The organism is Rhodococcus pyridinivorans (assembly GCF_900105195.1).
In the GTDB taxonomy this organism is placed as follows: domain Bacteria; phylum Actinomycetota; class Actinomycetes; order Mycobacteriales; family Mycobacteriaceae; genus Rhodococcus; species Rhodococcus pyridinivorans.
In genome coordinates this window covers 4944962-4970981 of sequence record NZ_FNRX01000002.1, presented here as the reverse complement: position 1 = coordinate 4970981, position 26020 = coordinate 4944962, and the positions used below count along the sequence as shown (strand labels likewise).

Here is a 26020-nt window from a genome sequence, read left to right as displayed (position 1 = left end):
CGTACTGTCTTCTACACCCGCCGACCTGCGCACAGGTGCGACGAGGGTGCGCACGGCCGGGTTGTCCACAGGCCCCTGATCCATCCACAGGCGGGGCTTCCGAGGCCGTTTCCGCGACACTCACGACCCCGTAGCGGGCAGCCTGTCGGGCATGAACGACATCCTCGGACTGGTCGACGATCCCGCGCTGGTCGCCGACCTCCATCGTGTGGTCGCGGCGGCCGACCGCACACTGCACGAGATGTCCGTGCCGGTGCCCCGCAGGGCGTGGACCGACGCGGCGATCGTCGTCCTCGATGCGTCCGCCGCAGCGGCATGCGCGGCCGGATATCCCCGCCGCCCCGGCGTGATCCTCGTGTGCAGCGGGACGGCCGGCCTGGCGGACTGGCAGGCCGCCGCGACCGTCGGCGCCGAACACGTCCTCGCCCTCCCGTCCGAGGAGGTGGAACTGCTCTCGATCGTCGCGGCCGCTGACGAGCCCTCGACGGGTGCCGGCACCGTCCTCGCGGTCGTCGGAGGATGCGGGGGAGCGGGCGCGTCGACCTTCGCCGCCGCACTCGCCTGGGCCGCGGGGAACGACGAACGACGCGACACCCTGCTCGTCGACGCCGATCCGTTCGGCGCGGGACTCGACGTCCTGACCGGTCTCGAGGAGTGTCCGGGAGTGCGGTGGTCCGGTCTCACCGTCGACGGTGGACGGGTCTCGGCGCGTGCCCTGCGCGACGCCGTACCCGTATGGGCATCCGGGGTGGGCGTCCTGTCCACCGACCGCGAGAACACCGATCGGCTCACCGCCGTCGCCGCAGAGTCGGTCGTCGACGGGGTGCGCGGAGCGGGAGCAACCGTCGTCTGCGATGTGGGGCGCAGCTTCGACCCGGTCGCCGACGCGGTGATCGCACTGGCCGACCTCACCGTGGTCGTCGTGCCGGCCCGGATCGGTGCGGTGCTCTCCGCTGCCCGGGTCGCCCGCACGCTCGCGGCGCGGGGTGAACCGGCCGGAGTCGTCGTCCGCGGGCCCGCACCCGGTGGCTTGCGAGCCGTCGATGTGTCCGACGCGGTGGGCCTGGACGTGCTCACCTCGATGCGTCCCGAGCCGGGCTTGAGCGAGATGCTCGAACGCGGGGGCCTGCGGCTGCGGTCACGCTCGCCGTTGCTCGGTGCGGCGCACGACGTGCTGGCGGCCGTCGGGGCCGACCGCGCCGGCCCGGGACGTGCGGCATGACCGGGACCCTCGGGGACGACCTCCTTTCGCGGGTCCGCGACCGGCTGGCCGACGAGACCGGGGAGCTCACTCCGACCCGCGTCGCCGCAGCCCTGCGCGCGGAATCCGGTGGAGTACTCGGAGACTCCGATCTGCTTGCGGCACTGCGGCATCTGCAGACCGAACTGACCGGTGCGGGCCCGCTCGAGGATCTGCTGGCAGACCCGGCCGTGACCGACGTGCTCGTCACCGCGCCCGATCGCGTCTGGGTGGATCGTGGCAACGGGCTGCACCTGACCGAGGTCACCTTCCCCGACGAGGCCGCGGTCAGACGACTCGCGCAGCGATTGGCGCTGTTCGCCGGGCGTCGGCTCGACGACGCCCAGATGTGGGTCGACGGCAGGTTGCCCGGGCACGGTGAGTTCGGTGTCCGGCTGCACGCGGTGCTCTCCCCGGTCGCGCAGGCCGGGACGTGCCTGTCACTGCGGGTCCTGCGGCCCACGACCCAGGGACTCGAAGCACTGCGGGATCGCGGTGCGGTCTCCGAGGTCGCCTATCGGTTGCTGCTGCGCATCGTCCGCGCGCGCCTGGCCTTCCTCGTCGTCGGTGGCACGGGTGCGGGCAAGACGACGATGCTCGCGGCGCTGCTCGGCGCGGTGGATCCGACCGAACGCATCGTCTGTGTCGAGGACGCCGCCGAACTGGTCCCGGCCCACCCGCACGTGGTGCGCCTCGTGGCACGGGCACCCAACGTGGAGGGCGTCGGCGAGGTCACCGTCCGCGATCTCGTGCGGCAGGCGCTGCGGATGCGACCGGACCGCATCGTCATCGGCGAGGTGAGAGGCGCCGAGGTCGTCGATCTTCTGACCGCGCTGAACACGGGTCACGACGGCGGCGCAGGGACCGTGCACGCCAATTCGCCCGACGAGGTGCCCGCGCGACTCGAGGCTCTCGCCGCACTCGGCGGCCTCGATCGAGCGGCGCTGCACAGCCAGCTCGTCGCCGCGGTGCAGGTGATCCTGCACGTCCACCGCGGCAGCGACGGAGCGCGACGTCTCGTGGGGATCGGCGTGGTCGAGCGAGACCCCGTCGCAGGCGTGATCGTCACACCGGCATGGACCCACGACAGGGGCGACGAGCACGGCATGGACGCCCTCGAGCGGATCCTGCGTCGACGGGATGCGCCGTGAACGCGACGATCCTGTGCCTCGCGGCGGCGCTGTTCGTCCTGCCGTCGTCCTCGGCCCGCCGTCGACTGCGACGCGGGGTGCCCGACGCGGCGCCGCGCCCGATACCGCGCGCCCTAGTCGTCGGGGTGATGGTCGTCGTGCTCGCGACGGTTGTGGTGTGGGCGGGAATCACACCGGCTGTGGCCGGCGCGACCGTCGCGACGACCGCGGTGTGGCGTCGCCGAGCCCGGCGCCGCGCTGCTGAGCTCGATCGGCAACGACGGATGTTGCTGTCGGGACTCGACACCGTGATCGCCGATCTGCGGGTGGGGACGCATCCCGCCGACGCGTGCGAGACGGCGGCCCGGGAGACGGCCGGGTCCGTCGCCGGTGCCTTCCGGGTCGCTGCGGCCCGGGCGCGACTCGGCGGGTCGGCGGCACACGGACTACGTTCGGCCACAGCATCCTCGAATGGTGTCGCCGACAGTCTGGGTCGTGTCGCCGATGCGTGGGCCGTCTCCGACCGCCACGGTCTCGCCCTCGCCGAACTGCTCGGGGCCGCGCGTATCGATCTGGCCGCGCGTATGCGGATCCGTGCCCGTACGGAGGCCGGACTTGCCGGTGCTCGGGCCACGGCGACGGTTCTGGCGGGACTGCCGGTGCTCGGGGTGGGTCTCGGGCAACTCATGGGCGCTGCTCCGCTCGGCATCCTCCTCGCCGGTGGGCTCGGCGGCATCATGCTCGTGGTCGGCACTGCGCTGGTCTGTGCGGGTCTGCTGTGGACGGACCGGATCGCGGCACGGGTGAGGGCATGAGCGCGACGTGGGCGGTGTTGCTGGGAGCGGCCTCTCTCGTCGTCGCACCGACCCCTCGTGGAACCACCCGCTTGTTCTCCACGAGAACCCTTGCTGCCGAGTCGGATACAACTAAACCCGAGACCGACCCGCACGCGTTTCCCGCTGCCTTCGATCTCTTCGCGGCGTGCCTGCGCGCAGGGATGCCCGCCGGTTCTGCGGCGCGGGTCGTCGCGGAATCCGCTCCACCCGACCTCGCGGCGGCGTTGCGGAGAGGTGCCGACCGATTGGCGCTCGGAGCCGATCCGGCCGATGCGTGGGGAGGTTCGGGAGCGGTCGACGCGCTGGACGATTTCGCCCGCGCGGCACGACGATCCGCGAAATCCGGTGCGCCCCTGTCGGACACCGTCGCCGAACTCGCGGTCCGGCATCGCGCCGAGACGGAGGACCGGGTCGCCGCCGAGATCGATCGGGCCGGAGTACTCGTGAGCGGGCCGCTCGGTCTGTGCTTTCTGCCTGCCTTCGTGTGCCTGGGCATCGTGCCGGTCGTCGTCGGCCTGGCGCGGGACGTCCTGGGTGCGGGGCTGATGTGAACGTCGGCGCGGACGGTCCGCGCCGCTCGGATGGGAGGGGCGGAAGATGGGGAAACGAACAGTGACCGAAGCGTTCGCACACGGTCTGCGTGGTCGCCTCGGCGGGCTCGTCGTGCAGGACGACGGCATGTCGACGGCGGAATATGCGATCGGGACCATTGCGGCGGCGGCTTTCGGGGCGGTGCTGTACACCGTGGTGACCGGCGATTCGATCGTGTCCGCGCTGACGGGCATCGTCGAGCGTGCCCTGAACACGGCGGTGTGATACCGACGCATGCGAAAGATGCTCGGACGACGCTGGTTACGCGCTTTCGTTCGTGAGGACGAAGGCGGGGTCACCGTCGAAGCGGCTCTCGCCGTCGCAAGCCTGGTCACGGTGCTCGTGCTGTGCCTCGGCGCGGTGCTGGGCATCGCGTACCAGGTGCGGTGCCATGACGCCGCCCGTGAAGCCGCCCGCCTCGCCGCGCGGGGAGATCAAGCGAGGGCGGTCGATGTGGCTACGCGAGTCGCGCCTCCGGACGCACGCGTGGCGGTACGCGAGGAAGGAGATCTGATCGTGGCGGTCGTGACCGCGGAGAGTCCGCTGCTCCCGTTGCTGACCCTCACGGCCGAGGCGGTGGCGGTGCGCGAGCCGGAAGGAACGCGATGAGGTCGGGCCCGTCCCTCCTCGGCGACGACGGGAGCGCGAGTGTGATCGGCTGCGCCGTGATGGCCGGACTCATCGCGATCACGGCCACGTTGCTGCACGTCGGGTCGGTCGTCGTCGCACGTCATCGTGCGCAGGCGGCGGCCGACCTGGCGGCGGTGGCGGTCGCCTCGGCACTGGACCGCGGGGTCGTGGAGGCTTGCGAGGCGAGCGAGGCGATCACCACACGGATGCGAGTACGATTGCGGCGCTGCGAGATCGAAGAGTGGGATGCGCTCGTCGAGGTCACCGCTGAGGTGTCGGCTCTCTTCGGCGGCAAGGAGGCGACGGCCGTCGCGCGAGCCGGTCCTGCCCGATGAGGCCCGTCGGCGGTCGCTCGCGGCCGTATCCAGCGCATTGGCGCTCGTTGCTTGCCTGTGCTCGCATCCAGCGGTTGCCGCCCGACCCGTACACGAAGCGGCTGCTGGCAGCCGTTCCCGTCCCAGATCCGGCCGAGTAGGCGCCGCCGGTGGCCTGAATCGCCGTCACCCCTCGATCGCAGCGAGGACGGCATCGAGGACGGCGACCGCCCCGGCCTTGTCGAGCGGATCGTTGCCGTTCCCGCACTTGGGGGAGTACACGCACGACGGGCATCCGGCGGCACATTCGCAGGCCGCGACCGCATCGCGGGTCGCGGCGAGCCACTTGGTGATCCGGTGGTATCCGCGTTCGGCGAATCCGGCGCCGCCGGGCTGTCCGTCGTAGACGAAGACGGTGGGCAGCCCGGTGTCGGGATGCAGATCGGTGGAGACGCCGCCGATGTCGCCCCGATCGCACGTCGCGAGCAGGGGGAGCAGGCCGATCGCGGCGTGCTCGGCGGCGTGGAGTGCCCCGGGCACGCGATCGGGGGTCACCCCGATCCGGTCGAGCAGGTCGGGGTCGATCGTGTACATCACCGCGTGGGTGTCGAGCGTGTGCTCGGGCATGTCGAGGGGAATCTGGTCGAGCACCTCTCCGGACGGCAGGCGGCGCAGATAGCCGACCACCCGGTGCGTCACCTCGACCCCCACGGACGCGACGGTGACGGGTCCGAACTCGCGGTGTTCGTCGACGGAGATGCAACAGATGTCGGTGATCTCGCGTGCGCTCGTCGACCATTCCGGGTCCTCGGCGTGCACGAGGGCGATGCCGTCCTCGAGATACAACTCGTCGACGACGACGGTCTCACCCTGGTGCAGGTGCACAGCTCCGGGATGGACGGTCGCGGGGGCGCGGGCGGCGTCGACGGTGCCGAGCATGCGACCGGTGTCACCCTCGACGATCGAGACCTGGCGGCCGATCCCGCCGCGGATCTCGACATCGCCGTGCGGTTGCGTTCCCGGGGTGACGAACCAGCCGTGCGGGCGGCGGCGGATCAGTCCCTGCTCCGCGAGGTCCGTGAGGACGTCGAGCGCGCCGAACTCCTCGACCTCGGCATCGCTGATCGGCAGTTCCGATGCGGCGCAGAGAAGTTGGGGCCCGAGCACGTACGGATTGTTCGGATCGGTGACCGTCGCCTCGACCGGCCGGTCGAGCAGTGCCTGCGGATGGTGCACGAGATAGGTGTCGAGCGGATCGTCCCGCGCGACCAGCACGACGAGCGAACCCTGCCCGCGGCGACCGGCGCGACCGCCCTGCTGACGGAAGGACGCGACCGTGCCCGGGAATCCGGCGACGATCACCGCGTCCAGACCGGCGATGTCCACGCCGAGTTCGAGGGCGTTGGTGCTGGCGACGCCGAGCAGACGGCCGTCGGAGAGCGCGGCCTCGAGGTCGCGCCGGTCCTCGGCGAGGTAGCCCGCCCGGTAGGCCGCCACCCGGTCGACGAGATCCGGTGCCGCCTCGGCGAGAAGCCGACGTGCACCCATGGCCGTGAGCTCGGCGCCGTGACGCGACCGGACGAACGCCAGGGTGCGGGCACCCTCGACGACGAGGTCGGCGAGAAGGCGCGCGGCCTCGGTCCCGGCGGCCCGCCGCACCGGGGCGCCGTGTTCGCCCGTGAGTTCGCGCAGCAGGGGCGGCTCCCACATCGCGACCGTGCGGGGTCCGTGCGGCGAGCCGTCCTCGGTGATCTCGCGGCAGGGTGCTCCGATGAGCCGGGACGCCGCTGCCCCCGGTTCCGCGGTCGTCGCGGAGGCGAGGACGAAGACGGGATCGGCGCCGTACCGGCGGGCCACGCGCCGGAGCCGACGCAGGATCAGGGCGACGTGCGAGCCGAACACACCCCGGTAGGAGTGGCATTCGTCGACGACGACGTACCGCAGGCGGCGCCACAGCCGGGCCCATCGTGCGTGGGCGGGCAACAGCGACAGGTGCAGCATGTCGGGATTGGTGAAGATCCAGCGCGAGTGCCGGCGCGTCCACTGCCGGATCTCGGTGGAGGTGTCGCCGTCGTAGGCACACGCGCACACGGTCGACAGGCCGTCGATGTCGGAGGTCAGTTCGGTGACCGCGCGCAGCTGGTCGGCGCCGAGAGCCTTGGTGGGCGACAGGTAGAGAGCGGTGGCCTGCGGGTCGTCGGCGAGCGCGCTCAGGACGGGCAGCTGGTAGGCGACCGACTTGCCCGACGCGGTGCCGGTGGACACCACCACGTTCTCCCCGCCGGCCGCGATGTCGGCGGCGCTCGCCTGGTGGTGCCAGGGACGCTCGACGCCCTGGTCGCGGAAGGCCCGGACGACGTCCTCGTGCGCCCACTGCGGCCAGTCGCTGTGGTGGGCGGGCCGGGCCGGGATCTCTGCGACGTGGGTCAGCGGTGACTCGCCCGTCGGGGTGCCGGCGAGCAGCCGGTCGAGCAGCTCGCGACCGTAGGTGGGGGCGGTGGCGTCGCCGTTGTGGAGGAAGGGCGAGCCGGTCACGCAGTACTCCGCTGGGTCGGACGAGGTGTCTGTCGAAAACGTCTGTCGGATAGGAATGTGTCGGATACGGCGAGGCTGTGTCGGATGCGGGAGACCCGGGTCCGGGACGAGTGGGGCCACAGTGGCCTCCCGTAACATGGGAGCAACAGCTACCCGTGGGTAATGCTACCGAGACATGAACAAGATCAGGGAATTGGCACGTTTGTGCCCATTCCTACTGTTGCGCGTGCCCAGAACGTGGTTGACTGACACCCGGTCGCAGCTTCTGTGTTCGTAGACTTGGAAAAGTGCACGCTCGCAGGATCGATGGTTGCGAGCGCGGTGCTTTAGCTCTTCCAACGGGGGACTCGAGAAGTACAGCGGTCGGAACCGGGACCTGGCGGATCGCGTACCCGGCGGTTCGTCGAATCCGGTGTTAGAAAGAGAAGGAAAAGCATGGCACAGGGCACTGTGAAGTGGTTCAACGCGGAGAAGGGCTTCGGCTTCATCGCTCCTGAGGACGGCTCCGCCGACGTGTTCGTTCACTACTCCGAGATCCAGGGTTCCGGCTTCCGCACCCTCGAGGAGAACCAGCGAGTCGAGTTCGAGGTCGGTCAGGGCACCAAGGGCCCGCAGGCCACCGGCGTGCGCGCACTCTGATCCACCCGCTCGAGCGAGCAACCGGGCAAGGTCAACCACCTCGCCCGATCGTCCCCCGTCGCCTCAGGTGATGGGGGACGATGCATTTCCGGGACGTGTGCGCGAACCGGTCGTGGGACCTCACCGCCTCGTCGCGCTCACGGAGCCGGGAGAGGAGGACCCGTGAGTCAACTGTCCTTCTTCGGGGCCGACACGATGCCGCCGGCCCTGGCCGACCTGAGCGGCCTGCTCGCGGCACACGGACGTGCGCGTCTCACCGACGACGGCGCGGTGCTGACCGTGGAGGTCGACGCCGAATGGCGCGCCCGTGCGATCGGGCAGCTCGTGACCGACACGGGAGTCGAGGCGGACATCGCCGTCGACGGCGAGCTGTTCACCGTCAGCACATCCGTCGACCCCGCTCTCGTCCCGCTCGCGACCCAGTGGAGCAGCGACGACGGCAAGACGGTCCCGACCGGCTGGGTCCCGTCCTCGCGGGCCCAGCGGGCGTGGTTCCTCGCGTCCGGTCGCATGGAGGTCGAGGGAGCACAGTATGTTCTCGGTCTGGATGCGACGGCTCCCGACACTCATGCAGTTCTGGCGCAGGCGCTCATGCGCGCCGGCATCGCACCGACCCTGATCGGTACGCACGGCACCGGTGGACCGGGGTTGAGGATCTCCGGCCGGAGGCGTCTGACGAGGCTCGTCGAGAACATCGGTGCACCTCCGGACGCCGACGCGGCACGACGGATCTGGCCGCACGTGGAACCGGGTGATCATCACTTGTGAAGAGCCGTTCCCCGAGGATGTGCGACCCTGTGTGTGGCCGCGTCTGGGGAACGGGTCGGTATACATGTCTTCGAACAAGGCGACATGTCGGCAATGAGGGAAGGTGCGGGCGGCACGGTGGCAGCACGGGAGAAGAGCACTGCGGGCGGTTCGTCGGGCACGCGTCGGCTCGTGATCGTCGAGTCCCCGACCAAGGCGAGGAAGATCGCCCCCTACCTCGGCCGCGACTACGTCGTCGAGGCATCGGTCGGTCACATCCGCGACCTGCCGCGCGGTGCCGCGGACGTCCCCGCCAAGTACAAGGGCGAGTCGTGGGCGCGCCTCGGTGTCGACGTCGATCACGACTTCGAACCCCTCTACGTCGTCAGCGCCGACAAGAAGACCAAGGTCTCGGAGCTGAAGAGCCTGCTCAAGGACGCCGACGAGCTCTACCTCGCCACCGACCCCGACCGCGAGGGCGAGGCCATCGCCTGGCACCTGCTCGAGACCCTGAAGCCCAAGGTGCCGGTCCGGCGCATGGTCTTCCACGAGATCACCGAGCCCGCTATCCGCGCGGCCGCCGAGAACACCCGCGACCTCGACAACGACCTGGTCGACGCGCAGGAGACCCGCCGCATCCTCGACCGTCTCTACGGCTACGAGGTCAGTCCCGTGCTGTGGAAAAAGGTCATGCCCCGTCTGTCGGCGGGTCGTGTGCAGTCGGTGGCGACCCGCGTGATCGTGCAGCGCGAACGCGAGCGCATGGCGTTCAAGTCCGCCGAGTACTGGGACATCGCGGCCACGATGGACGCCGGCGCCGACGCGAGCCCCCGGTCGTTCGGTGCCCGCCTGGTCAACGTCGACGGTTCCCGTGTTGCCTCGGGTCGCGACTTCGGGCCCGACGGGAACCTGAAGTCGAACGGTGTCGTCGTCCTCGACGAGGACCGCGCCCGCCGCCTCGCGGAGGCACTCGCCGGTGTCGCGTTGACGGTGTCGTCGGCCGAGAGCAAGCCGTACACCCGCAAGCCCTACGCGCCGTTCATGACGTCGACGCTGCAGCAGGAGGCGGGCCGCAAGCTGCGGTTCTCGTCCGAGCGCACCATGCGCACCGCGCAGCGTCTGTACGAGAACGGCTACATCACCTACATGCGTACCGACTCGACGACGCTGTCCGAGTCGGCGATCGCGGCGGCCCGCGCACAGGCCACCCAGCTGTACGGTGCCGAGTTCGTCCATCCGACGCCGCGCCAGTACACCCGCAAGGTCAAGAACGCGCAGGAAGCACACGAGGCGATCCGTCCCGCCGGCGACGTCTTCGCGACCCCCGGCGAGCTGCACGCGCGCCTCGACGGCGACGAGTTCAAGCTCTACGAGCTCATCTGGCAGCGCACCGTCGCCTCCCAGATGGCCGACGCGCGGGGCACCACGCTGACGCTGCGCATCACCGGCACCGCGGGCACCGGCGAGGAGTGCACCTTCTCGTCGTCGGGCCGCACCATCACGTTCCCGGGCTTCCTCAAGGCATACGTCGAGAGTGTCGACGAGGAAGCCGGTGGTCAGTCGGACGACGCGGAGTCGCGCCTGCCGAACCTGTCCGAGGGTGCCTCGGTCACCGCGACGAAGCTCGATCCGGACGGTCACTCCACCAACCCGCCGGCCCGGTACACCGAGGCGAGCTTGATCAAGACGCTCGAAGAGCTCGGGATCGGCCGGCCCTCGACCTACGCGTCGATCATCAAGACCATCCTCGACCGCGGCTACGTCTACAAGCGTGGCAGCGCGCTCGTCCCGTCGTGGGTGGCGTTCGCCGTCATCGGCCTGCTCGAGGCGCACTTCGCCCAGCTCGTCGACTACGACTTCACGGCCGGGATGGAGGACGATCTCGACGAGATCGCCTCCGGTCACCGGCAGCGCACCGACTGGCTGACGCGGTTCTACTTCGGCAGCGACGACGGTCACGAGGAGTCGGTCGCGCGCAAGGGCGGCCTGAAGAAGCTGGTGGGGGAGAACCTCGAGGACATCGACGCCCGCGAGATCAACTCCATCCGCCTGTTCGACGACTCCGAGGGTCGCGAGATCCACGTGCGTGTGGGCCGCTTCGGTCCGTACCTCGAACGGATGGTCACCGACCCGAACAACCCCGACGCCGAGCCGACCTCGCAGCGCGCGAACCTGCCCGACGACCTGCCGCCGGACGAGCTCACCCTCGAATACGCCGAGAAACTCTTCTCGACGCCGCAGGAGGGACGTGTCCTCGGTGTCGATCCGTCGACCGGCTACGAGATCGTCGCGCGGGAGGGTCGCTTCGGTCCCTACGTGACCGAGCTGATCCCCGATCCGGAACCCGAGCCCGAACCGGAGCCGGAGCCGGACGTCACGCCCATCCCCGTCGATGAACTCGGCTCGGAGGGAGAGGGCGGCACGAAGACCGCCACCAAGAAGGCCGTCGCCAAGAAGGCGGCGAAGAAGGGTCCCGCGAAGAAGACCGGTCCGAAGCCGCGCACGGGTTCGCTGTTCAAGACGTTGGACCTGTCCACGGTCACCCTGGAAGACGCCCTGAAACTGCTGTCGCTGCCGCGCGTGGTGGGTGTCGATCCGGAGTCCGGCGACGAGATCACCGCCCAGAACGGCCGCTACGGTCCGTACCTGAAGAAGGGCAGCGACTCGCGGTCGCTCGCCAACGAGGAGCAGATCTTCACGATCACGCTCGACGAGGCGCTGAAGATCTACGCGGAGCCGAAGCGCCGCGGCCGGCAGGCCGCCGCCACGCCGCCGCTGCGCGAGCTGGGCACCGACCCGGTCAGCGGCAAGCAGATGGTGATCAAGGACGGCCGGTTCGGTCCGTACGTCACCGACGGTGAGACGAACGCGAGCCTGCGCAAGGGCGACGAGGTCGAGTCCATCACCGACGAGCGGGCGTCCGAACTGCTCGCCGACCGTCGGGCACGCGGTCCCGTCAAGAAGACCGCGAAGAAGACAGCGGCGAAGAAGACGGCCGCCAAGAAGACGGCCGCCAAGAAGACCACTGCCAAGAAGGCAGCGGCGAAGAAGACGACGAAGAAGGCCGCCGCGAAGAAGACGACGGACTGACGGTTCCCGTCGGCGTACGCGGATAACCTCACGGGGTGGACCGCGAACTGCCGTCGGGGATCCCCGGCGTCACACTGTGGCGATCCGAGCCGGGCCGGTGCCTGCGTGGGGGGAACCCACGTGTTGCCGGACGGATGCATGGACCTCATCCGGCACGCCGACGGCTTCCCCGTCGCCGGTCCGGACGCGACGTCACAGTTCTCCGGCCGATCGCCGCTGACGGCGGTCCGGTTCGAACCCGGCCTGGGACCGCCGTTCTTCGGCGTCGACGCGAGCGAGCTGACCGATCGACGGGTTCCGCTCGACGATCTGTGGCCGTCACGTCGTGTGCGGCTCCTCGCGGTTCGAGCCGAGGACGATCCCGTCGCTGCACTGGTCGACGCCGTGCGGGGCGCGGTCGACGAACACGATCCGATGGCCGACCTCGCGCGGGCGCTGGCCGCCGGCACGGCCGTCACGGAAGTCGCCGCGACCCTCGGCTGGAGCGACAGGACACTGCGTCGTCGCTCGGCGGTACCTCGGGTGCTTCGATGGGCAGGTCGAGGCCGAGCATGCGATAGCACGCGAAGGACCGATCGAGATCGGCGACGGCGAGCCCCACGGCGGAGAAATGAATGGTCATGGCCGACGATGGGACCGAGGACGTGCAGCCGTCCTGAACGTTTCGGACACGTGATCCGGACCCGTCGGACCCGGTCGTTAGGCTGAGCGCATGCCCGGGGTCTTCGATCGTCTCGTCGGTCAACGCGATGTCGAGACCGAACTCGTCGCGGCCGCGGTAGCTGCCCGTCGGGGCGACACCGGGTCGGCGATGACGCACTCGTGGCTGTTCACCGGTCCTCCCGGGTCCGGTCGCTCGGTCGCGGCGCTGTGTTTCGCCGCCGCCCTGCAGTGCACCGACGAGGAAACTTCCGGCTGCGGGCGATGCCACGCCTGCACCACCACGATGGCCGGCACCCACGGCGACGTACGGCGGGTCGTGCCCGAGGGACTGACGATCAGCGTCAAGTCGATGCGCGACATCGTGCAGGTCGCGTCGCGGCGTCCCAGCACGGGCCGATGGCAGGTCGTGGTGATCGAGGACGCCGACCGTCTCACCGAAGGCGCCGCGAACGCGCTGCTGAAGGTGGTCGAGGAACCTCCGCAGCGAACGGTCTTCCTCCTGTGTGCGCCGTCGGTCGATCCAGAGGACATCTCGGTGACGCTGCGCTCGCGCTGCCGTCACATCGGGTTGGTCACTCCCAGCGCCGACGCCATCGCGCGCGTCCTCGAGGCCACCGACCGCATCGATCCGAAGACGGCGCAGTGGGCCGCATCCGTCAGCGCAGGCCACGTCGGCCGGGCCCGACGGTTGGCCACCGACGAGGGCGCCCGCGACAACCGGGCACGTGCCCTCGCTGTCGCCGGCGCGGTCCTTCGCCCCGCCACCACCTACTCCGCAGCCGACGACCTCGGCCGCAGCGCCGAGACCGAGGCGAAGGAGATCAGTGCGGAGCGCGACGAGCACGAGACCGAAGAGCTGAAGACCGCGCTCGGTGCCGGCGGTACCGGCAAGGGTGCCGCGGGTGCGCTTCGCGGTTCGGCCGGGGTCCTCAAGGAACTCGAACGCACTCAGAAGTCGCGGAAGACGCGAACCGAGCGCGACATCATGGACCGAGCCCTGATCGATCTCGCCGGTCTCTACCGGGACGCACTGGTGCACGCCTTCGGATCGCGGGTCACGCTCAACCATCCGGACATGTCGGATCGTGCGGTCGACCTCGCGTCGAGGACCCGGCCGGAGTCGCTGCTCGAGTGCATCGAGGCCATCCTCGACTGCCGGGAGGCGCTCGCCCAGAACGTCAAACCCCGCTTCGCTCTCGCGGCGCTCGCAGCCCGGTTGAGCTCGGCGTTCCGGTAGCCGAAGTGCCGGTTTGCGTCGGGGTGGGGGTAGTCCGCTAGACTTCGGACGCCGAAAGGCTCGCTGCCTTAGCTCAGTCGGTAGAGCATTTCACTCGTAATGAAAAGGTCGTCGGTTCGATTCCGACAGGCAGCTCCACGAAGGCCCCTCACCACGGTGAGGGGCCTTCGACGTTTCTGCGCGCTGTGCGATTCGCACGGATGATGGAGACATGTTGATGGAACTGTTCTCCTTGGTCCTGATCATCGGTGCTCTCGCCGTGGTGCTGCCCATGGCCGTCCGGGTCTTCCGGGACAAGGACCGTTGACGCGAAGCGACCGCGACTATCGGCGCGCACGAGAGCGGTCTCGGACACGGCGCCGAAATCCTCGACAACCCCGTCACCGCGCAGCATGCTTCTCTCATGGCTGAGTCGTTGAAGGACCGGGTTCGGGAGAAGATCCTGCGGCAGCGCGCCGAGGACGGAGGCCGGCCGATCGGCGACGCCGAAGGGGACGACCCTCGCCTCATGGATCTCCGCAGCGACCTCGCGATGCTGGAGCAGGCCGGCGAGGACGATCCGATCGTCCAGCACCTCGCGGCGAAGTACTGGGTCCCCTGAACACCCTCACAACGACGCTTCGTAAGTCGATAAACCAGCTTTGACCTGGCGATTTGGTGTTCTCGGAGATGTTCGCGTAACTTATTCCAGGTCAGAGCGACACGGACACCGACCCGGGCCGAGAGGAACGGGACAACGAGGTTGGACGAAGGCGCCTGCAGATTTCACTGGTTCGAAACCTTCTGGTAAGGTTTGGAGCCGTGCCCGAGAGCCGGAAGGCCCTTGGATGAACAGTCACCCCGGAGTGAACGAACCGGAAGGTTCGGGAGCGATGGTGTGTGCGTGTTCTTTGAGAACTCAACAGTGTGCCGATGAATGTCAGTGCCAAATATTTTTGGTACTCCGCTCCATCGTTTCGATGGGGTGGGTATTTGCTGATCGTCTCATTCTTCCGTCTGGGATGATCAGTGTTTGAGCTAGTTTGAGTTTTTTTGCTAGTGATTTGACTCTTTTGTCTTTGACTGATTGCCCCTTTTTTGGGGTGATTGTGAGTCTTCAACGGAGAGTTTGATCCTGGCTCAGGACGAACGCTGGCGGCGTGCTTAACACATGCAAGTCGAACGATGAAGCCCAGCTTGCTGGGTGGATTAGTGGCGAACGGGTGAGTAACACGTGGGTGATCTGCCCTGCACTCTGGGATAAGCCTGGGAAACTGGGTCTAATACCGGATATGACCTCGGGATGCATGTTCTGGGGTGGAAAGTTTTTCGGTGCAGGATGAGCCCGCGGCCTATCAGCTTGTTGGTGGGGTAATGGCCTACCAAGGCGACGACGGGTAGCCGGCCTGAGAGGGCGACCGGCCACACTGGGACTGAGACACGGCCCAGACTCCTACGGGAGGCAGCAGTGGGGAATATTGCACAATGGGCGCAAGCCTGATGCAGCGACGCCGCGTGAGGGATGACGGCCTTCGGGTTGTAAACCTCTTTCACCCATGACGAAGCGCAAGTGACGGTAGTGGGAGAAGAAGCACCGGCCAACTACGTGCCAGCAGCCGCGGTAATACGTAGGGTGCGAGCGTTGTCCGGAATTACTGGGCGTAAAGAGCTCGTAGGCGGTTTGTCGCGTCGTCTGTGAAATCCCGCAGCTCAACTGCGGGCTTGCAGGCGATACGGGCAGACTCGAGTACTGCAGGGGAGACTGGAATTCCTGGTGTAGCGGTGAAATGCGCAGATATCAGGAGGAACACCGGTGGCGAAGGCGGGTCTCTGGGCAGTAACTGACGCTGAGGAGCGAAAGCGTGGGTAGCGAACAGGATTAGATACCCTGGTAGTCCACGCCGTAAACGGTGGGCGCTAGGTGTGGGTTTCCTTCCACGGGATCCGTGCCGTAGCCAACGCATTAAGCGCCCCGCCTGGGGAGTACGGCCGCAAGGCTAAAACTCAAAGGAATTGACGGGGGCCCGCACAAGCGGCGGAGCATGTGGATTAATTCGATGCAACGCGAAGAACCTTACCTGGGTTTGACATGTACCGGACGACTGCAGAGATGTGGTTTCCCTTGTGGCCGGTAGACAGGTGGTGCATGGCTGTCGTCAGCTCGTGTCGTGAGATGTTGGGTTAAGTCCCGCAACGAGCGCAACCCTTGTCCTGTGTTGCCAGCACGTGATGGTGGGGACTCGCAGGAGACTGCCGGGGTCAACTCGGAGGAAGGTGGGGACGACGTCAAGTCATCATGCCCCTTATGTCCAGGGCTTCACACATGCTACAATGGTCGGTACAGAGGGCTGCGATACCGTGAGGTGGAGCGAATCCCTTAAAGCCGGTCTCAGTTCGGATCGGGGTCTGCAACTCGACCCCGTGAAGTCGGAGTCGCTAGTAATCGCAGATCAGCAACGCTGCGGTGAATACGTTCCCGGGCCTTGTACACACCGCCCGTCACGTCATGAAAGTCGGTAACACCCGAAGCCGGTGGCCTAACCCCTTGTGGGAGGGAGCCGTCGAAGGTGGGATCGGCGATTGGGACGAAGTCGTAACAAGGTAGCCGTACCGGAAGGTGCGGCTGGATCACCTCCTTTCTAAGGAGCAACTCCTCATGCACCCCGAGTAGTCGGGGACGGTAAACGCATGCAGGCAGAGCCATTACGGATTCACAGGTAATCCGGTGGTGCTCATGGGTGGAACGCTGACAACCATCACCGCGTATGCATCATCCGATAGTGGTGGTGTGCGGTGGTTATATCGGTGCACTGTTGGGTCCTGAGAGAACACGCAATGTGTTTGATCAGCGACGATGATCCGCGAAACAAGGAAATCAGTTTTCTTGCGGTAGGGGTTGTTGTGTGTTGTTTGAGAACTGCACAGTGGACGCGAGCATCTTTGTTGTAAGTGTTTATGAGCGTACGGTGGATGCCTTGGCACCAGGAGCCGATGAAGGACGTGGGAGGCTGCGATATGCCTCGGGGAGCTGTCAACCGAGCTGTGATCCGAGGATTTCCGAATGGGGAAACCCAGCACGAGTGATGTCGTGTTACCCGCATCTGAATATATAGGGTGTGTGGAGGGAACGTGGGGAAGTGAAACATCTCAGTACCCACAGGAAGAGAAAACAACATGTGATTCCGTGAGTAGTGGCGAGCGAAAGCGGATGAGGCTAAACCGAGTACATGTGATACCTGGCAGGGGTTGTGTATTCGGGGTTGTGGGGCTTTTCTTCCCGTCACTGTCATGACGGGCGAGAGTAAAAAACCGGTTGGTTAGTCGAAGTGGTCTGGAACGGCCTGTCGTAGAGGGTGAGAATCCCGTAGACGAAAACTTGCCGGCTCTCGTGAGAAGTACCCGAGTAGCACCGGGCCCGTGAAATCCGGTGTGAATCTGTCGGGACCACCCGATAAGCCTGAATACTCCCTGGTGACCGATAGCGGACTAGTACCGTGAGGGAAAGGTGAAAAGTACCCCGGGAGGGGAGTGAAATAGTACCTGAAACCGTGCGCTTACAATCCGTCAGAGCCGATGCACGATTCAGTTCGTGGTGGGTGATGGCGTGCCTTTTGAAGAATGAGCCTGCGAGTTAGTGGCATGTCGCGAGGTTAACCCGTGTGGGGTAGTCGTAGCGAAAGCGAGTCCGAATAGGGCGCATGTAGTGGCATGTTCTAGACCCGAAGCGGAGTGATCTACCCATGGCCAGGGTGAAGCGATGGTAAGACGTCGTGGAGGCCCGAACCCACTTAGGTTGAAAACTGAGGGGATGAGTTGTGGGTAGGGGTGAAAGGCCAATCAAACTCCGTGATAGCTGGTTCTCCCCGAAATGCATTTAGGTGCAGCGTCGCGTGTTTCTCACCGGAGGTAGAGCTACTGGATGGTCTAGGGGGCCCACAAGCTTACCGAAATCAGCCAAACTCCGAATGCCGGTGAGTGAGAGCGCGGCAGTGAGACTGCGGGGGATAAGCTTCGTAGTCGAGAGGGAAACAGCCCAGATCGCCGGCTAAGGCCCCTAAGCGTGTACTAAGTGGAAAAGGATGTGGGATCGCTGAGACAACCAGGAGGTTGGCTTAGAAGCAGCCACCCTTGAAAGAGTGCGTAATAGCTCACTGGTCAAGTGGTTCTGCGCCGACAATGTAGCGGGGCTCAAGTACACCGCCGAAGCCGCGGCACTCACACAACACCCATTCGTTCCTGCGGGAACGTGTGCAGTGGTGTGGGTGGGTAGGGGAGCGTCGTGCAGCCGTGGAAGCGCCGGAGTGATCCAGGTGTGGAGGCTGCGCGAGTGAGAATGCAGGCATGAGTAGCGAAAGACGAGTGAGAAACTCGTCCGCCGGATGACCAAGGGTTCCTGGGCCAGGTTAATCCGCCCAGGGTGAGTCGGGACCTAAGGCGAGGCCGACAGGCGTAGTCGATGGACAACGGGTTGATATTCCCGTACCCGTGTATTCGCGCCCAATGGCGAATCAGTTGTGCTAACCGTCCAAAAGTTTCCGCTGTTCCTTCGGGAATTGTGGGGATGGCTGCACGGGACCCTGATTGTAGTAGTCAAGCGATGGGGTGACGCAGGAAGGTAGCTGGGCCAGGTGATGGAGTACCTGGTGTAAGCCGGTAGGGCGAATGGTAGGCAAATCCGCCATTCATGCAGCCTGAGAGGTGATGCGTACCCGTTGAGGGGAATTCAGTGATCCTATGCTGCCGAGAAAAGCCTCTAGTGAGTTGGTACACGGCCCGTACCCCAAACCGACACAGGTGGTCAGGTAGAGAATACCGAGGCGATCGAGAGAACTGTGGTTAAGGAACTCGGCAAAATGCCCCCGTAACTTCGGGAGAAGGGGGACCACGCTCGGTGACGGCCCTTGCGGTCCGAGCTGGGGGTGGTCGCAGAGACCAGAGAGAAGCGACTGTTTACTAAAAACACAGGTCCGTGCGAAGTCGTAAGACGATGTATACGGACTGACGCCTGCCCGGTGCTGGAAGGTTAAGAGGACCGGTTAGCGGAGCAATCCGCGAAGCTGAGAATTTAAGCCCCAGTAAACGGCGGTGGTAACTATAACCATCCTAAGGTAGCGAAATTCCTTGTCGGGTAAGTTCCGACCTGCACGAATGGCGTAACGACTTCTCTGCTGTCTCGACCACAGACTCGGCGAAATTGCATTACGAGTAAAGATGCTCGTTACGCGCGGCAGGACGAAAAGACCCCGGGACCTTCACTATAGCTTGGTATTGGTGTTCGGTTCGGTTTGTGTAGGATAGGTGGGAGACTGTGAAGCTCATACGCCAGTATGGGTGGAGTCGTTGTTGAAATACCACTCTGATCGTATTGGACCTCTAACCTCGGACCATGATCTGGTTCAGGGACAGTGCCTGGTGGGTAGTTTAACTGGGGCGGTTGCCTCCCAAAATGTAACGGAGGCGCCCAAAGGTTCCCTCAGCCTGGTTGGCAATCAGGTGTCGAGTGCAAGTGCACAAGGGAGCTTGACTGTGAGACTGACAGGTCGAGCAGGGACGAAAGTCGGGACTAGTGATCCGGCACCGGCATGTGGAAGCGGTGTCGCTCAACGGATAAAAGGTACCCCGGGGATAACAGGCTGATCTTCCCCAAGAGTCCATATCGACGGGATGGTTTGGCACCTCGATGTCGGCTCGTCGCATCCTGGGGCTGGAGTAGGTCCCAAGGGTTGGGCTGTTCGCCCATTAAAGCGGCACGCGAGCTGGGTTTAGAACGTCGTGAGACAGTTCGGTCTCTATCCGCCGCGCGCGTTAGAAACTTGAGGAAGGCTGTCCCTAGTACGAGAGGACCGGGACGGACGAACCTCTGGTGTGCCAGTTGTCCCGCCAGGGGCATGGCTGGTTGGCTACGTTCGGAAGGGATAACCGCTGAAAGCATCTAAGCGGGAAGCCTGTTCCAAGATGAGGTTTCTCACCCCCTCGAGGGGGTAAGGCCCCCGGCAGACCACCGGGTTGATAGGCCGGAACTGGAAGCCCAGCAATGGGTGGAGGTGACCGGTACTAATAGGCCGAGGACTTACCACGAAGATGTTACGCGTCCACTGTGCGGTATCTGAAACAACACACACAGATCCGAAAATCCTGCATCAGCAGGTGATTCGAGGAATCTGCGTGGTTATTGTTTCATAGAGTTACGGCGGTCATAGCGACAGGGAAACGCCCGGTCCCATTCCGAACCCGGAAGCTAAGCCTGTCTGCGCCGATGGTACTGCACTCGACAGGGTGTGGGAGAGTAGGACACCGCCGAACACCCGTTACCGAAGACCCCCAACATTGTTGGGGGTCTTCGGCTTTGAGGAGGGGAGCCGCTTTCGCGGGTCCCCTTTTTTCGTACGCGGACATTCGGTCGGGCTATGCTCGGATACGTGGGGCGGAACGGGCCGGCGACAAGCGTGACCGGTGATTTCGAACTCACCATGGACGAACTGCGGGCGGTCGTCCGATACGTGACGGAGAGTGCACAGGACGTGCTTCCCGTCTTCGAGGAATCCGTGCCCGAGGACCGTCGTCCACGTTCAGCACTCGATGCGGCGCGAGAATTCGTCGACGGTGCGCGACGAACGAGACTCCAGCGCGTCGCCGCCCTGGATGCCCACCGAGCTGCGAAGGATGCACCGACGGAAGCGGCTTCCCTCGCCGCGCGGTGTGCCGGCGATGCCGCCGCGGCTGCCTATCTGCACCCGATCGCGAAGGCCACTCAGGTCGGGCACATCCTGCGTACCGCTGCGAGTGTCGCTCGCATCGCCGAACTCCGTGCGGGCGGAGACCCGACGGCAGCTGAGGACTCGCTCGACGACGCCCGGCGCCGTGCGACCCCCGTGGTGGTCGACGTCCTGTCCAGATATCCGATCGCCCCTACCTCGAGAAGTCGTGTCGGACAGTTGATGAGCGCACTGGATGCATCTCTGCGCCCTCGGAACTAGGCGGTCGGTGCCGGGGGAAGCTCTCGCGTGCTCAACCACGCCTCCCACAGCGGCCGGAGCGAGACGTCCGAGAAACGTGCGGCGAGATCCTTGAACTGCGCCGTCGTCACGTTGCCGTGCCGGTGTTCCGCGGTCCACGTCCGTAGGAGGGTGAAGAACGGCTCGTCGCCGAGCTGCACTCGCAGGGCGTGCAAAGTCAGTGCTCCGCGCTTGTAGATGCGGTCGTCGAACATGTCCTTCGGGCCCGGATCCTCGAGCAGGATGTCCTGCGGCTTGCGGGCCAGACCCCGGTGGGCGTCGAGCGCATGTGCATGCGCCGACCTGCCGCCCGAGTTCTCCGACCACAACCACTCCGCGTAGCACGCGAATCCTTCGTGGAGCCAGATGTCGCACCAACGGTTCAGCGTGAGGCTGTTGCCGAACCACTGGTGCGCCAACTCGTGTGCGACGAGCCGTTCCTCGCGGCCGGTGCCGTCGCAGAAGTTCGCGCCGAAGATCGACAATCCCTGTGCTTCGAGGGGGATCTCGAGGTCGTCGTCGGTCACCAGAGCGGTGTAGTGCGCGAACGGATACGGGCCGAACAGGCGCGTGAACAACTCGAGCATCTCGGTCTGGCGAGCGAAGTCCCGATCGAACGCCGCGCGCAACCGAGGCGGATGGATGCCGTACTGGGGCACGGGTTCGTTTGAGAGGGTGCGTATCTCGTAGTGCCCGGTCTGGACCGTGGCGAGATAGGTCGCCATGGGTTCGGGTTGCTCGTAGACGCGGGTGGTGCGACTCGCCTTCGTGGTCTTGTGCACGAGGGTGCCGTTCGCGATCGCGACGAACGGAGCGTCGGTGGTGACCGCGATGCGGTAGGTGGCTTTCGAACCGGGATGGTCGTCGCAGGGGAACCAGGTGGGTGCGCCGTTGGGCTGACTCGCGACGAGCGAACCCTCGTCGAGTTCTTCCCAGCCGACCTCACCCCACATGGTCCGCAGTGGGGTGGGGGTTCCCGAGTACTGCACACCGAAGACGAGGACCGCCCCGGCAGGGAGTTTCTCGGCGGGGGTGACGGTGAGCTTGCCGCCACGATGCGCGAACTTGGCGGGACGTCGCCCGTTGACGGTCACCTTCGTGACTCGCATCGACTGCGCGAGATCGAGCGAATACTTGGCGCGCACGTCCGTAGTCGTGGCGATGATCTTCGCCCGGCCGTCGAGCCGATTGGACACGACCTTGTAGGTGAGTTCGAGTTCGTAGCGGGAGGCCCGGTAGCCGCGGTTCCCGCTCTCGGGCAGATAAGGGTCGAGCGGCCGGTCCGCGGCGACCGGCGCGACGGGCTTGGCGGCTTTGATGGGCTTCACCGCGGCGACCAGTCGTTCGGCGTGGTCCACGGCGTGATCGGATTGCCCTGCCAGCGAGTGGACGGCGGGACGACGTCGCCGCGCATCACCAGCGAGGCCGGGCCGACGGTGGCACCGTCGCCGATGCCCGAGGCGGGCAACGCGACGCATTGGGGGCCGAGCGTGGCGCCGGCGCCGAGGGTCACGGTGTCCATGGACATGATCCGATCATGGAACAGGTGGGTCTGTACAACGCAACCGCGTTCGACGGTCGCACCGTCGCCCAGGGACACCAGGTCGGCCTCGGGCAGCCAGTAGCTCTCGCACCACACACCGCGCCCGATCCTCGACCCCAGCGCGCGCAGCCACAGGTTCATCACGGCGGTGCCCGCCGCGGCCCGGGCGAACCACGGTGCCGCCACGGTCTCCACGAAGGTGTCGGAGACCTCGTTGCGCCACACGAACGAACTCCACAGCGGGTGCTCGACGCGTCCGATCCGGCCGACGACGAGCCATTTCGCGATCACGGTCACGAGGCACGCCACGGCTCCGGCCACCATGAGCACGAGACCGCCCAGCAACACAGCGGCGAGATAGCCCCAGTGCACGGCGAGGGTGTTGAGTGCGAAGAGCACACCGAGCCCGATGCCGTAGGTGACGACCATGGGCACGAGCCGGAAGGTCTCCACCGCGCCGCGCGCGATCTTCAGTTTCAGCGGCGGTGCGAAGGTGCGGCTCGCGTCGCTGTCACCGCTTGCGCGCCGCAGGCGCACCGGGGGACTGCCCAGCCACGACGAGCCGGATTTCGCCTTCTCCGGAGCCGCGGAGAGCACCGCGACGAGCCCGTGCTTCGGGACGCGCCGACCCGGCGCCGCCATACCCGAGTTGCCGAGGAAGGCACGCTTGCCGACCTTCGCATGCGAGATGTACAGCCACCCGCCGCCGAGTTCGTAGGAGGCGACCATCGTGTCGTCGGCGAGGAACGCTCCATCGGCGACCTTGGTGAACTTGGGAACCATCAGCACGGTCGACGCCTCGACGTCCTTACCGATGTCGGCGCCGAGCAATCGGAGCCAGATCGGGGTGAGCATCGACGCGTAGAGCGGGAACAGGAAGGTGCGCGAGGAGTCCATGAGGCGCTCGGTGAACCACACCTGCCAGCCCACGCGGCTGCGCACGGGATGCCAGCCCTCGGTCATCCCGACGGCAAGCAGTCGCACGGCCGTCAGGGTGAGCAGGGCGAAGACGAACATCGTCAGCAGCGCCGCGACGGGCAGCATCGCCAGGGAGTGCACCACGGCGTCGGAGACGGTGGGGGTGTCGTGCACCCACCACACGAGCAGCGCGACCCCGGCGGCGATCGAGACGACGGGCAGGCCGCCGAGCAGGATCGACGACAGCGCGTAGACCGGCACCCACCTGCCGCCCCGCGGCGGTGTCGCGGCGGGCCACGGCCGGTCGGCCTTGCCGGCCTTGCGGGCGGGGGAGCCCGACCAGTTCTGCCCGGCCTTCACGCGACCGAACACCGCGGATCCGGCCTCCACTTCGGCGTCCTTACCGATCCGCGCGCCGGGGGCCAGGAACGAGCGGGCGCCCACCGTGGCGCCGGCACCGATCCGGATGCTTCCGATGTGGACGAGGTCGCCGTCCACCCAGTAGCCGCCGAGGTCCACCTCCGGCTCGACGGCACACCCGTCGCCGAGTTCGAGGAGACCGGTGACCGGTGGAAGACTGTGCAGGTCGACGTCGCGGCCGACCTTCGCTCCCAGCGCCCGCGCGTACTGCCGCATCCAGGGAGCGCTCGAGATGTTCACGGCACCCACGGCCTCGGACAGTCGCAGAGCCGTCCACAGCCGGAGATGGACGCTCCCACCGCGTGGGTAGCTTCCGGGCTCTATGCCGCGCAGGAGCAGACGCGAACCCGCGACGGAGATCGCCATGCGCCCGACGGGCGTGAGGAACAGCAGGACACCGAGCGCGACCCACCACCACGACAGGGTGACGGTCCACGGCACGTCGACGACGAGCGCGACGATGTTGTTCAGGATCGCCAGCCAGGTCACCCACTGCAGTCCGGTGAGGGTGGTGAGGACGGCGGTCACCGCGATCTGCCCGAGCTGGGCGAGTCGCGGCACCGGCATCACCTCTCGCGGTGTCGCCGCTTCCGTCGGTGCGAGTTCGTCGAGATAGACGGCGAGCGATCCGAGCCTCGGGTGGTCGTACAGTTCTGCGACGGTCATCTCCGGATACCGGCTCCGCAGCGCCGTGACGAGTTGCGCCGCCGCGAGGGAACCACCGCCGAGTTCGAAGAAGTCGTCGTCGACGCCCTCGATCCGGGCGCCGAGGATGTCGGTCCACAGTTCGGCGACCCATTCGGCGGTGGGAGCGAGACCGAGTGCTTCCACCGAGTCGGCATCGGCGCCGGGCAGCGGCCACGGCAGAGCGTTGCGGTCGACCTTGCCGGACGTGCGGGTGGGCAGTTCGTCGACGAGCGCGAGTCGGGGGACGAGCGCGGCCGGGAGTTGTTCGGACAGCAGGTCGTGGGCCGACGCGATGTCGAAGTCCGGATCGGTGGAGGCGAGGTATCCCACGAGGATCGAATGTCCCGCGGCCGTCTTGCGGACCGCGCACGCACCGCCCGCCACGCCGGGCAGGTTCTGCAGTGCGTTGTCGACCTCGCCGAGTTCGATGCGGCGGCCACCGATCTTGACCTGGTCGTCGGCGCGTCCCTGGAACAGCAGACCGGCGCGGTCGAGCGTCACGAGATCACCGCTGCGGTAGGCGCGGTCCCAGCCGAGCGTGGGCATCGGAGCGTACTTCTCGGCGTCCTTCGCCGGATCGAGGTAGCGCGCGAGGCCGACACCACCGATGACGAGTTCACCGGTCGCGCCCTCCTCGACGGGGTTGCCGTCGGCGTCCACGACGGCGAGATCCCATCCGTCGAGGGGCAGGCCGATGCGGACCGGTCCGGTGCCGTCCATCAGCGACGCGCAGGCCACGACCGTCGCCTCGGTGGGGCCGTAGGTGTTCCACACCTCGCGTCCCGGAACCGCGAGACGTTCGACGAGATCGGGTGGGCAGGCCTCGCCACCGAAGATGAGCAAACGCACCGCCTCGAGGGCTTCGGCCGGCCACATCGCCGCGAGGGTGGGCACCGTGGAGACGACGTTGATGTTGCGCGAGACGAGCCACGGCCCGAGGTCCATGCCGGAGCGGACGAGCGCGCGGGGCGCCGGAGCCAGGCAGGCGCCGTGCCGCCAGGCGAGCCACATCTCCTCGCACGAGGCGTCGAACGCCACGGACAGCCCGGCCAGGACCCGGTCGCCGGGACCGAGCGGCTCCCCTTGGCAGAACATTCGCGCTTCCGCGTCGACGAAGGCCGCCGCATTGCGGTGGGTGACGGCGACACCCTTCGGTGTTCCGGTTGAACCGGAGGTGAAGATGATCCACGCGTCGTCATCGAGGTTCGGGCCCCGCACCACCGGGGTGCCCGACGGCGCGGCCGTGCCCGGTCCGATGCCCTCGTCCGTGACGATGGCGGTGACCTGCGCTTCCGAGAACACGAGTTCGGCCCGCTCGTCGGGATCGTCGGCGTCGACGGGGACGTACGCGGCGCCCGCGGCGAGAATGGAGAGAATCGTCACATACAGGTCGCTGCGCCCGGAGGTCATGCGGACCCCGACCCTGTCGCCGGCCCCGACGCCCGCGTCGTTCAGCGCATACGCACCGGCGATCACCGCCTCGACCAGTTCGGCGTATTCGAGGACCGTCGCGCCGTCGTTGATCGCGGGGGCGTCGGGATGTGCTTCGGCAGTGCTCCGCAGCAGGTCGACGAGGGTGCGGGCGGGTGGAGCGTGCGACGCGCGGAGGAACTCGTCGGGGATGGGGGACCGGCCGACGGGGGTCGAGGTTATGGCTGGCAATTCCGCGGGTCCTTCTGCTCGATGGTGCTTCCGGTTATCTCACGTCCGGGTGGACGGCAGGTGAACGTTCGGCGCGCAGAACGCGTGTCGGCGTCGTGCGGTGCCGGGCGACGCGGAGCTGTGCGGGGTTGACACGGCCCGGTCGTCCTGCCATTCTCTTCGCC

General features: G+C 66.8%; 17 protein-coding genes, 1 tRNA gene, 3 rRNA genes and 1 pseudogene. 18 read left to right on the top strand and 4 right to left on the bottom strand.

The features are described from left to right. Positions 1-151: 151 nt before the first annotated feature. The 7 genes from ssd (at position 152) to BLV31_RS23600 (ending at position 4762) form a co-directional block, all read left to right on the top strand. Entirely contained in the window at positions 152-1222 is a 1071-nt protein-coding gene (ssd, locus tag BLV31_RS23630) for a septum site-determining protein Ssd (protein WP_064061132.1), read from the top strand. Then, complete coding sequence (locus BLV31_RS23625) at positions 1219-2391, top strand: TadA family conjugal transfer-associated ATPase (RefSeq protein WP_024102820.1); 1173 nt, start codon at positions 1219-1221, stop codon at positions 2389-2391. The genes ssd and BLV31_RS23625 overlap by 4 nt, the downstream gene beginning before the upstream one ends. Further along, on the top strand, positions 2388-3185 hold the full coding sequence (locus BLV31_RS23620) for a type II secretion system F family protein (protein ID WP_064061131.1): 798 nt from the start codon (positions 2388-2390) through the stop codon (positions 3183-3185). Before BLV31_RS23625 ends, BLV31_RS23620 begins: the two co-directional genes overlap by 4 nt. Further along, on the top strand, positions 3182-3757 hold the full coding sequence (locus BLV31_RS23615; protein ID WP_039586754.1) for a type II secretion system F family protein: 576 nt from the start codon (positions 3182-3184) through the stop codon (positions 3755-3757). Before BLV31_RS23620 ends, BLV31_RS23615 begins: the two co-directional genes overlap by 4 nt. 61 nt (positions 3758-3818) lie before the next feature. Further along, on the top strand, positions 3819-4022 hold the full coding sequence (locus BLV31_RS25645) for a DUF4244 domain-containing protein (protein ID WP_006552409.1): 204 nt from the start codon (positions 3819-3821) through the stop codon (positions 4020-4022). A 9-nt stretch (positions 4023-4031) separates the two neighbouring features. Further along, on the top strand, positions 4032-4406 hold the full coding sequence (locus BLV31_RS23605; protein WP_100167921.1) for a TadE family type IV pilus minor pilin: 375 nt from the start codon (positions 4032-4034) through the stop codon (positions 4404-4406). After that, positions 4403-4762 carry an Rv3654c family TadE-like protein gene (locus BLV31_RS23600; RefSeq protein WP_024102822.1) on the top strand — a complete coding sequence of 120 codons (360 nt, stop codon included), beginning with the start codon at positions 4403-4405 and terminating at the stop codon, positions 4760-4762. Before BLV31_RS23605 ends, BLV31_RS23600 begins: the two co-directional genes overlap by 4 nt. A gap of 165 nt (positions 4763-4927) precedes the next feature. On the opposite strand, the gene BLV31_RS23595 is transcribed toward BLV31_RS23600, so the two are convergent. Then, positions 4928-7276 (bottom strand): DEAD/DEAH box helicase, encoded by a 2349-nt coding sequence (locus BLV31_RS23595; protein ID WP_064061130.1) that lies wholly within the window; start codon positions 7274-7276, stop codon positions 4928-4930. Positions 7277-7711: 435 nt separating this feature from the next. Between BLV31_RS23595 and BLV31_RS23590 the strand changes: the two genes are divergently transcribed. The 4 genes and pseudogenes from BLV31_RS23590 to BLV31_RS25975 form a co-directional block, all read left to right on the top strand. Beyond that, on the top strand, positions 7712-7915 hold the full coding sequence (locus tag BLV31_RS23590; RefSeq protein WP_003935252.1) for a cold-shock protein: 204 nt from the start codon (positions 7712-7714) through the stop codon (positions 7913-7915). A gap of 162 nt (positions 7916-8077) precedes the next feature. Further along, positions 8078-8683 (top strand): hypothetical protein, encoded by a 606-nt coding sequence (locus BLV31_RS23585; protein WP_019290213.1) that lies wholly within the window; start codon positions 8078-8080, stop codon positions 8681-8683. 93 nt (positions 8684-8776) lie between these two features. Then, positions 8777-11752, top strand: a complete 2976-nt coding sequence (gene topA / locus BLV31_RS23580; protein WP_064061129.1) for a type I DNA topoisomerase — start codon at positions 8777-8779, stop codon at positions 11750-11752. Positions 11753-11890: 138 nt separating this feature from the next. Beyond that, positions 11891-11992 (top strand): annotated as a pseudogene (locus BLV31_RS25975) (AraC family transcriptional regulator); the annotation flags it as partial. Positions 11993-12206: 214 nt separating this feature from the next. Here BLV31_RS25975 and BLV31_RS23570 read toward each other — a convergent pair. Next, complete coding sequence (locus tag BLV31_RS23570; RefSeq protein ID WP_232512430.1) at positions 12207-12374, bottom strand: VOC family protein; 168 nt, start codon at positions 12372-12374, stop codon at positions 12207-12209. Positions 12375-12464: 90 nt separating this feature from the next. Here BLV31_RS23570 and BLV31_RS23565 point away from each other — a divergent pair, with 90 nt between their 5' ends. The 7 genes from BLV31_RS23565 (at position 12465) to BLV31_RS23535 (ending at position 20608) form a co-directional block, all read left to right on the top strand. After that, positions 12465-13652 (top strand): DNA polymerase III subunit delta', encoded by a 1188-nt coding sequence (locus tag BLV31_RS23565; RefSeq protein ID WP_006552401.1) that lies wholly within the window; start codon positions 12465-12467, stop codon positions 13650-13652. 62 nt (positions 13653-13714) lie between these two features. Further along, positions 13715-13790 (top strand) — tRNA-Thr (locus BLV31_RS23560). Positions 13791-14055: 265 nt separating this feature from the next. Continuing rightward, on the top strand, positions 14056-14253 hold the full coding sequence (locus BLV31_RS23555) for a hypothetical protein (RefSeq protein WP_006552400.1): 198 nt from the start codon (positions 14056-14058) through the stop codon (positions 14251-14253). A 495-nt stretch (positions 14254-14748) separates the two neighbouring features. Next, positions 14749-16270, top strand: a 16S ribosomal RNA gene (locus tag BLV31_RS23550). Between the two features lie 304 nt (positions 16271-16574). Next, positions 16575-19709 (top strand): 23S ribosomal RNA (locus BLV31_RS23545). A 108-nt stretch (positions 19710-19817) separates the two neighbouring features. Then, positions 19818-19934 (top strand): 5S ribosomal RNA (gene rrf, locus BLV31_RS23540). Together the 16S, 23S and 5S rRNA genes form the textbook arrangement of a ribosomal RNA operon. A gap of 143 nt (positions 19935-20077) precedes the next feature. Then, a complete protein-coding gene (locus tag BLV31_RS23535) occupies positions 20078-20608 on the top strand; it encodes a putative immunity protein (protein ID WP_006550533.1) in 531 nt (176 codons plus the stop codon). Here the strand turns inward: BLV31_RS23535 and BLV31_RS23530 are convergent. Next, positions 20605-21984 (bottom strand): M1 family metallopeptidase, encoded by a 1380-nt coding sequence (locus BLV31_RS23530; protein ID WP_033096938.1) that lies wholly within the window; start codon positions 21982-21984, stop codon positions 20605-20607. The genes BLV31_RS23535 and BLV31_RS23530 overlap by 4 nt on opposite strands. Beyond that, entirely contained in the window at positions 21951-25856 is a 3906-nt protein-coding gene (locus BLV31_RS23525; RefSeq protein ID WP_064061086.1) for a Pls/PosA family non-ribosomal peptide synthetase, read from the bottom strand. The genes BLV31_RS23530 and BLV31_RS23525 overlap by 34 nt, the downstream gene beginning before the upstream one ends. Between the last annotated feature and the right edge of the window lie 164 nt (positions 25857-26020).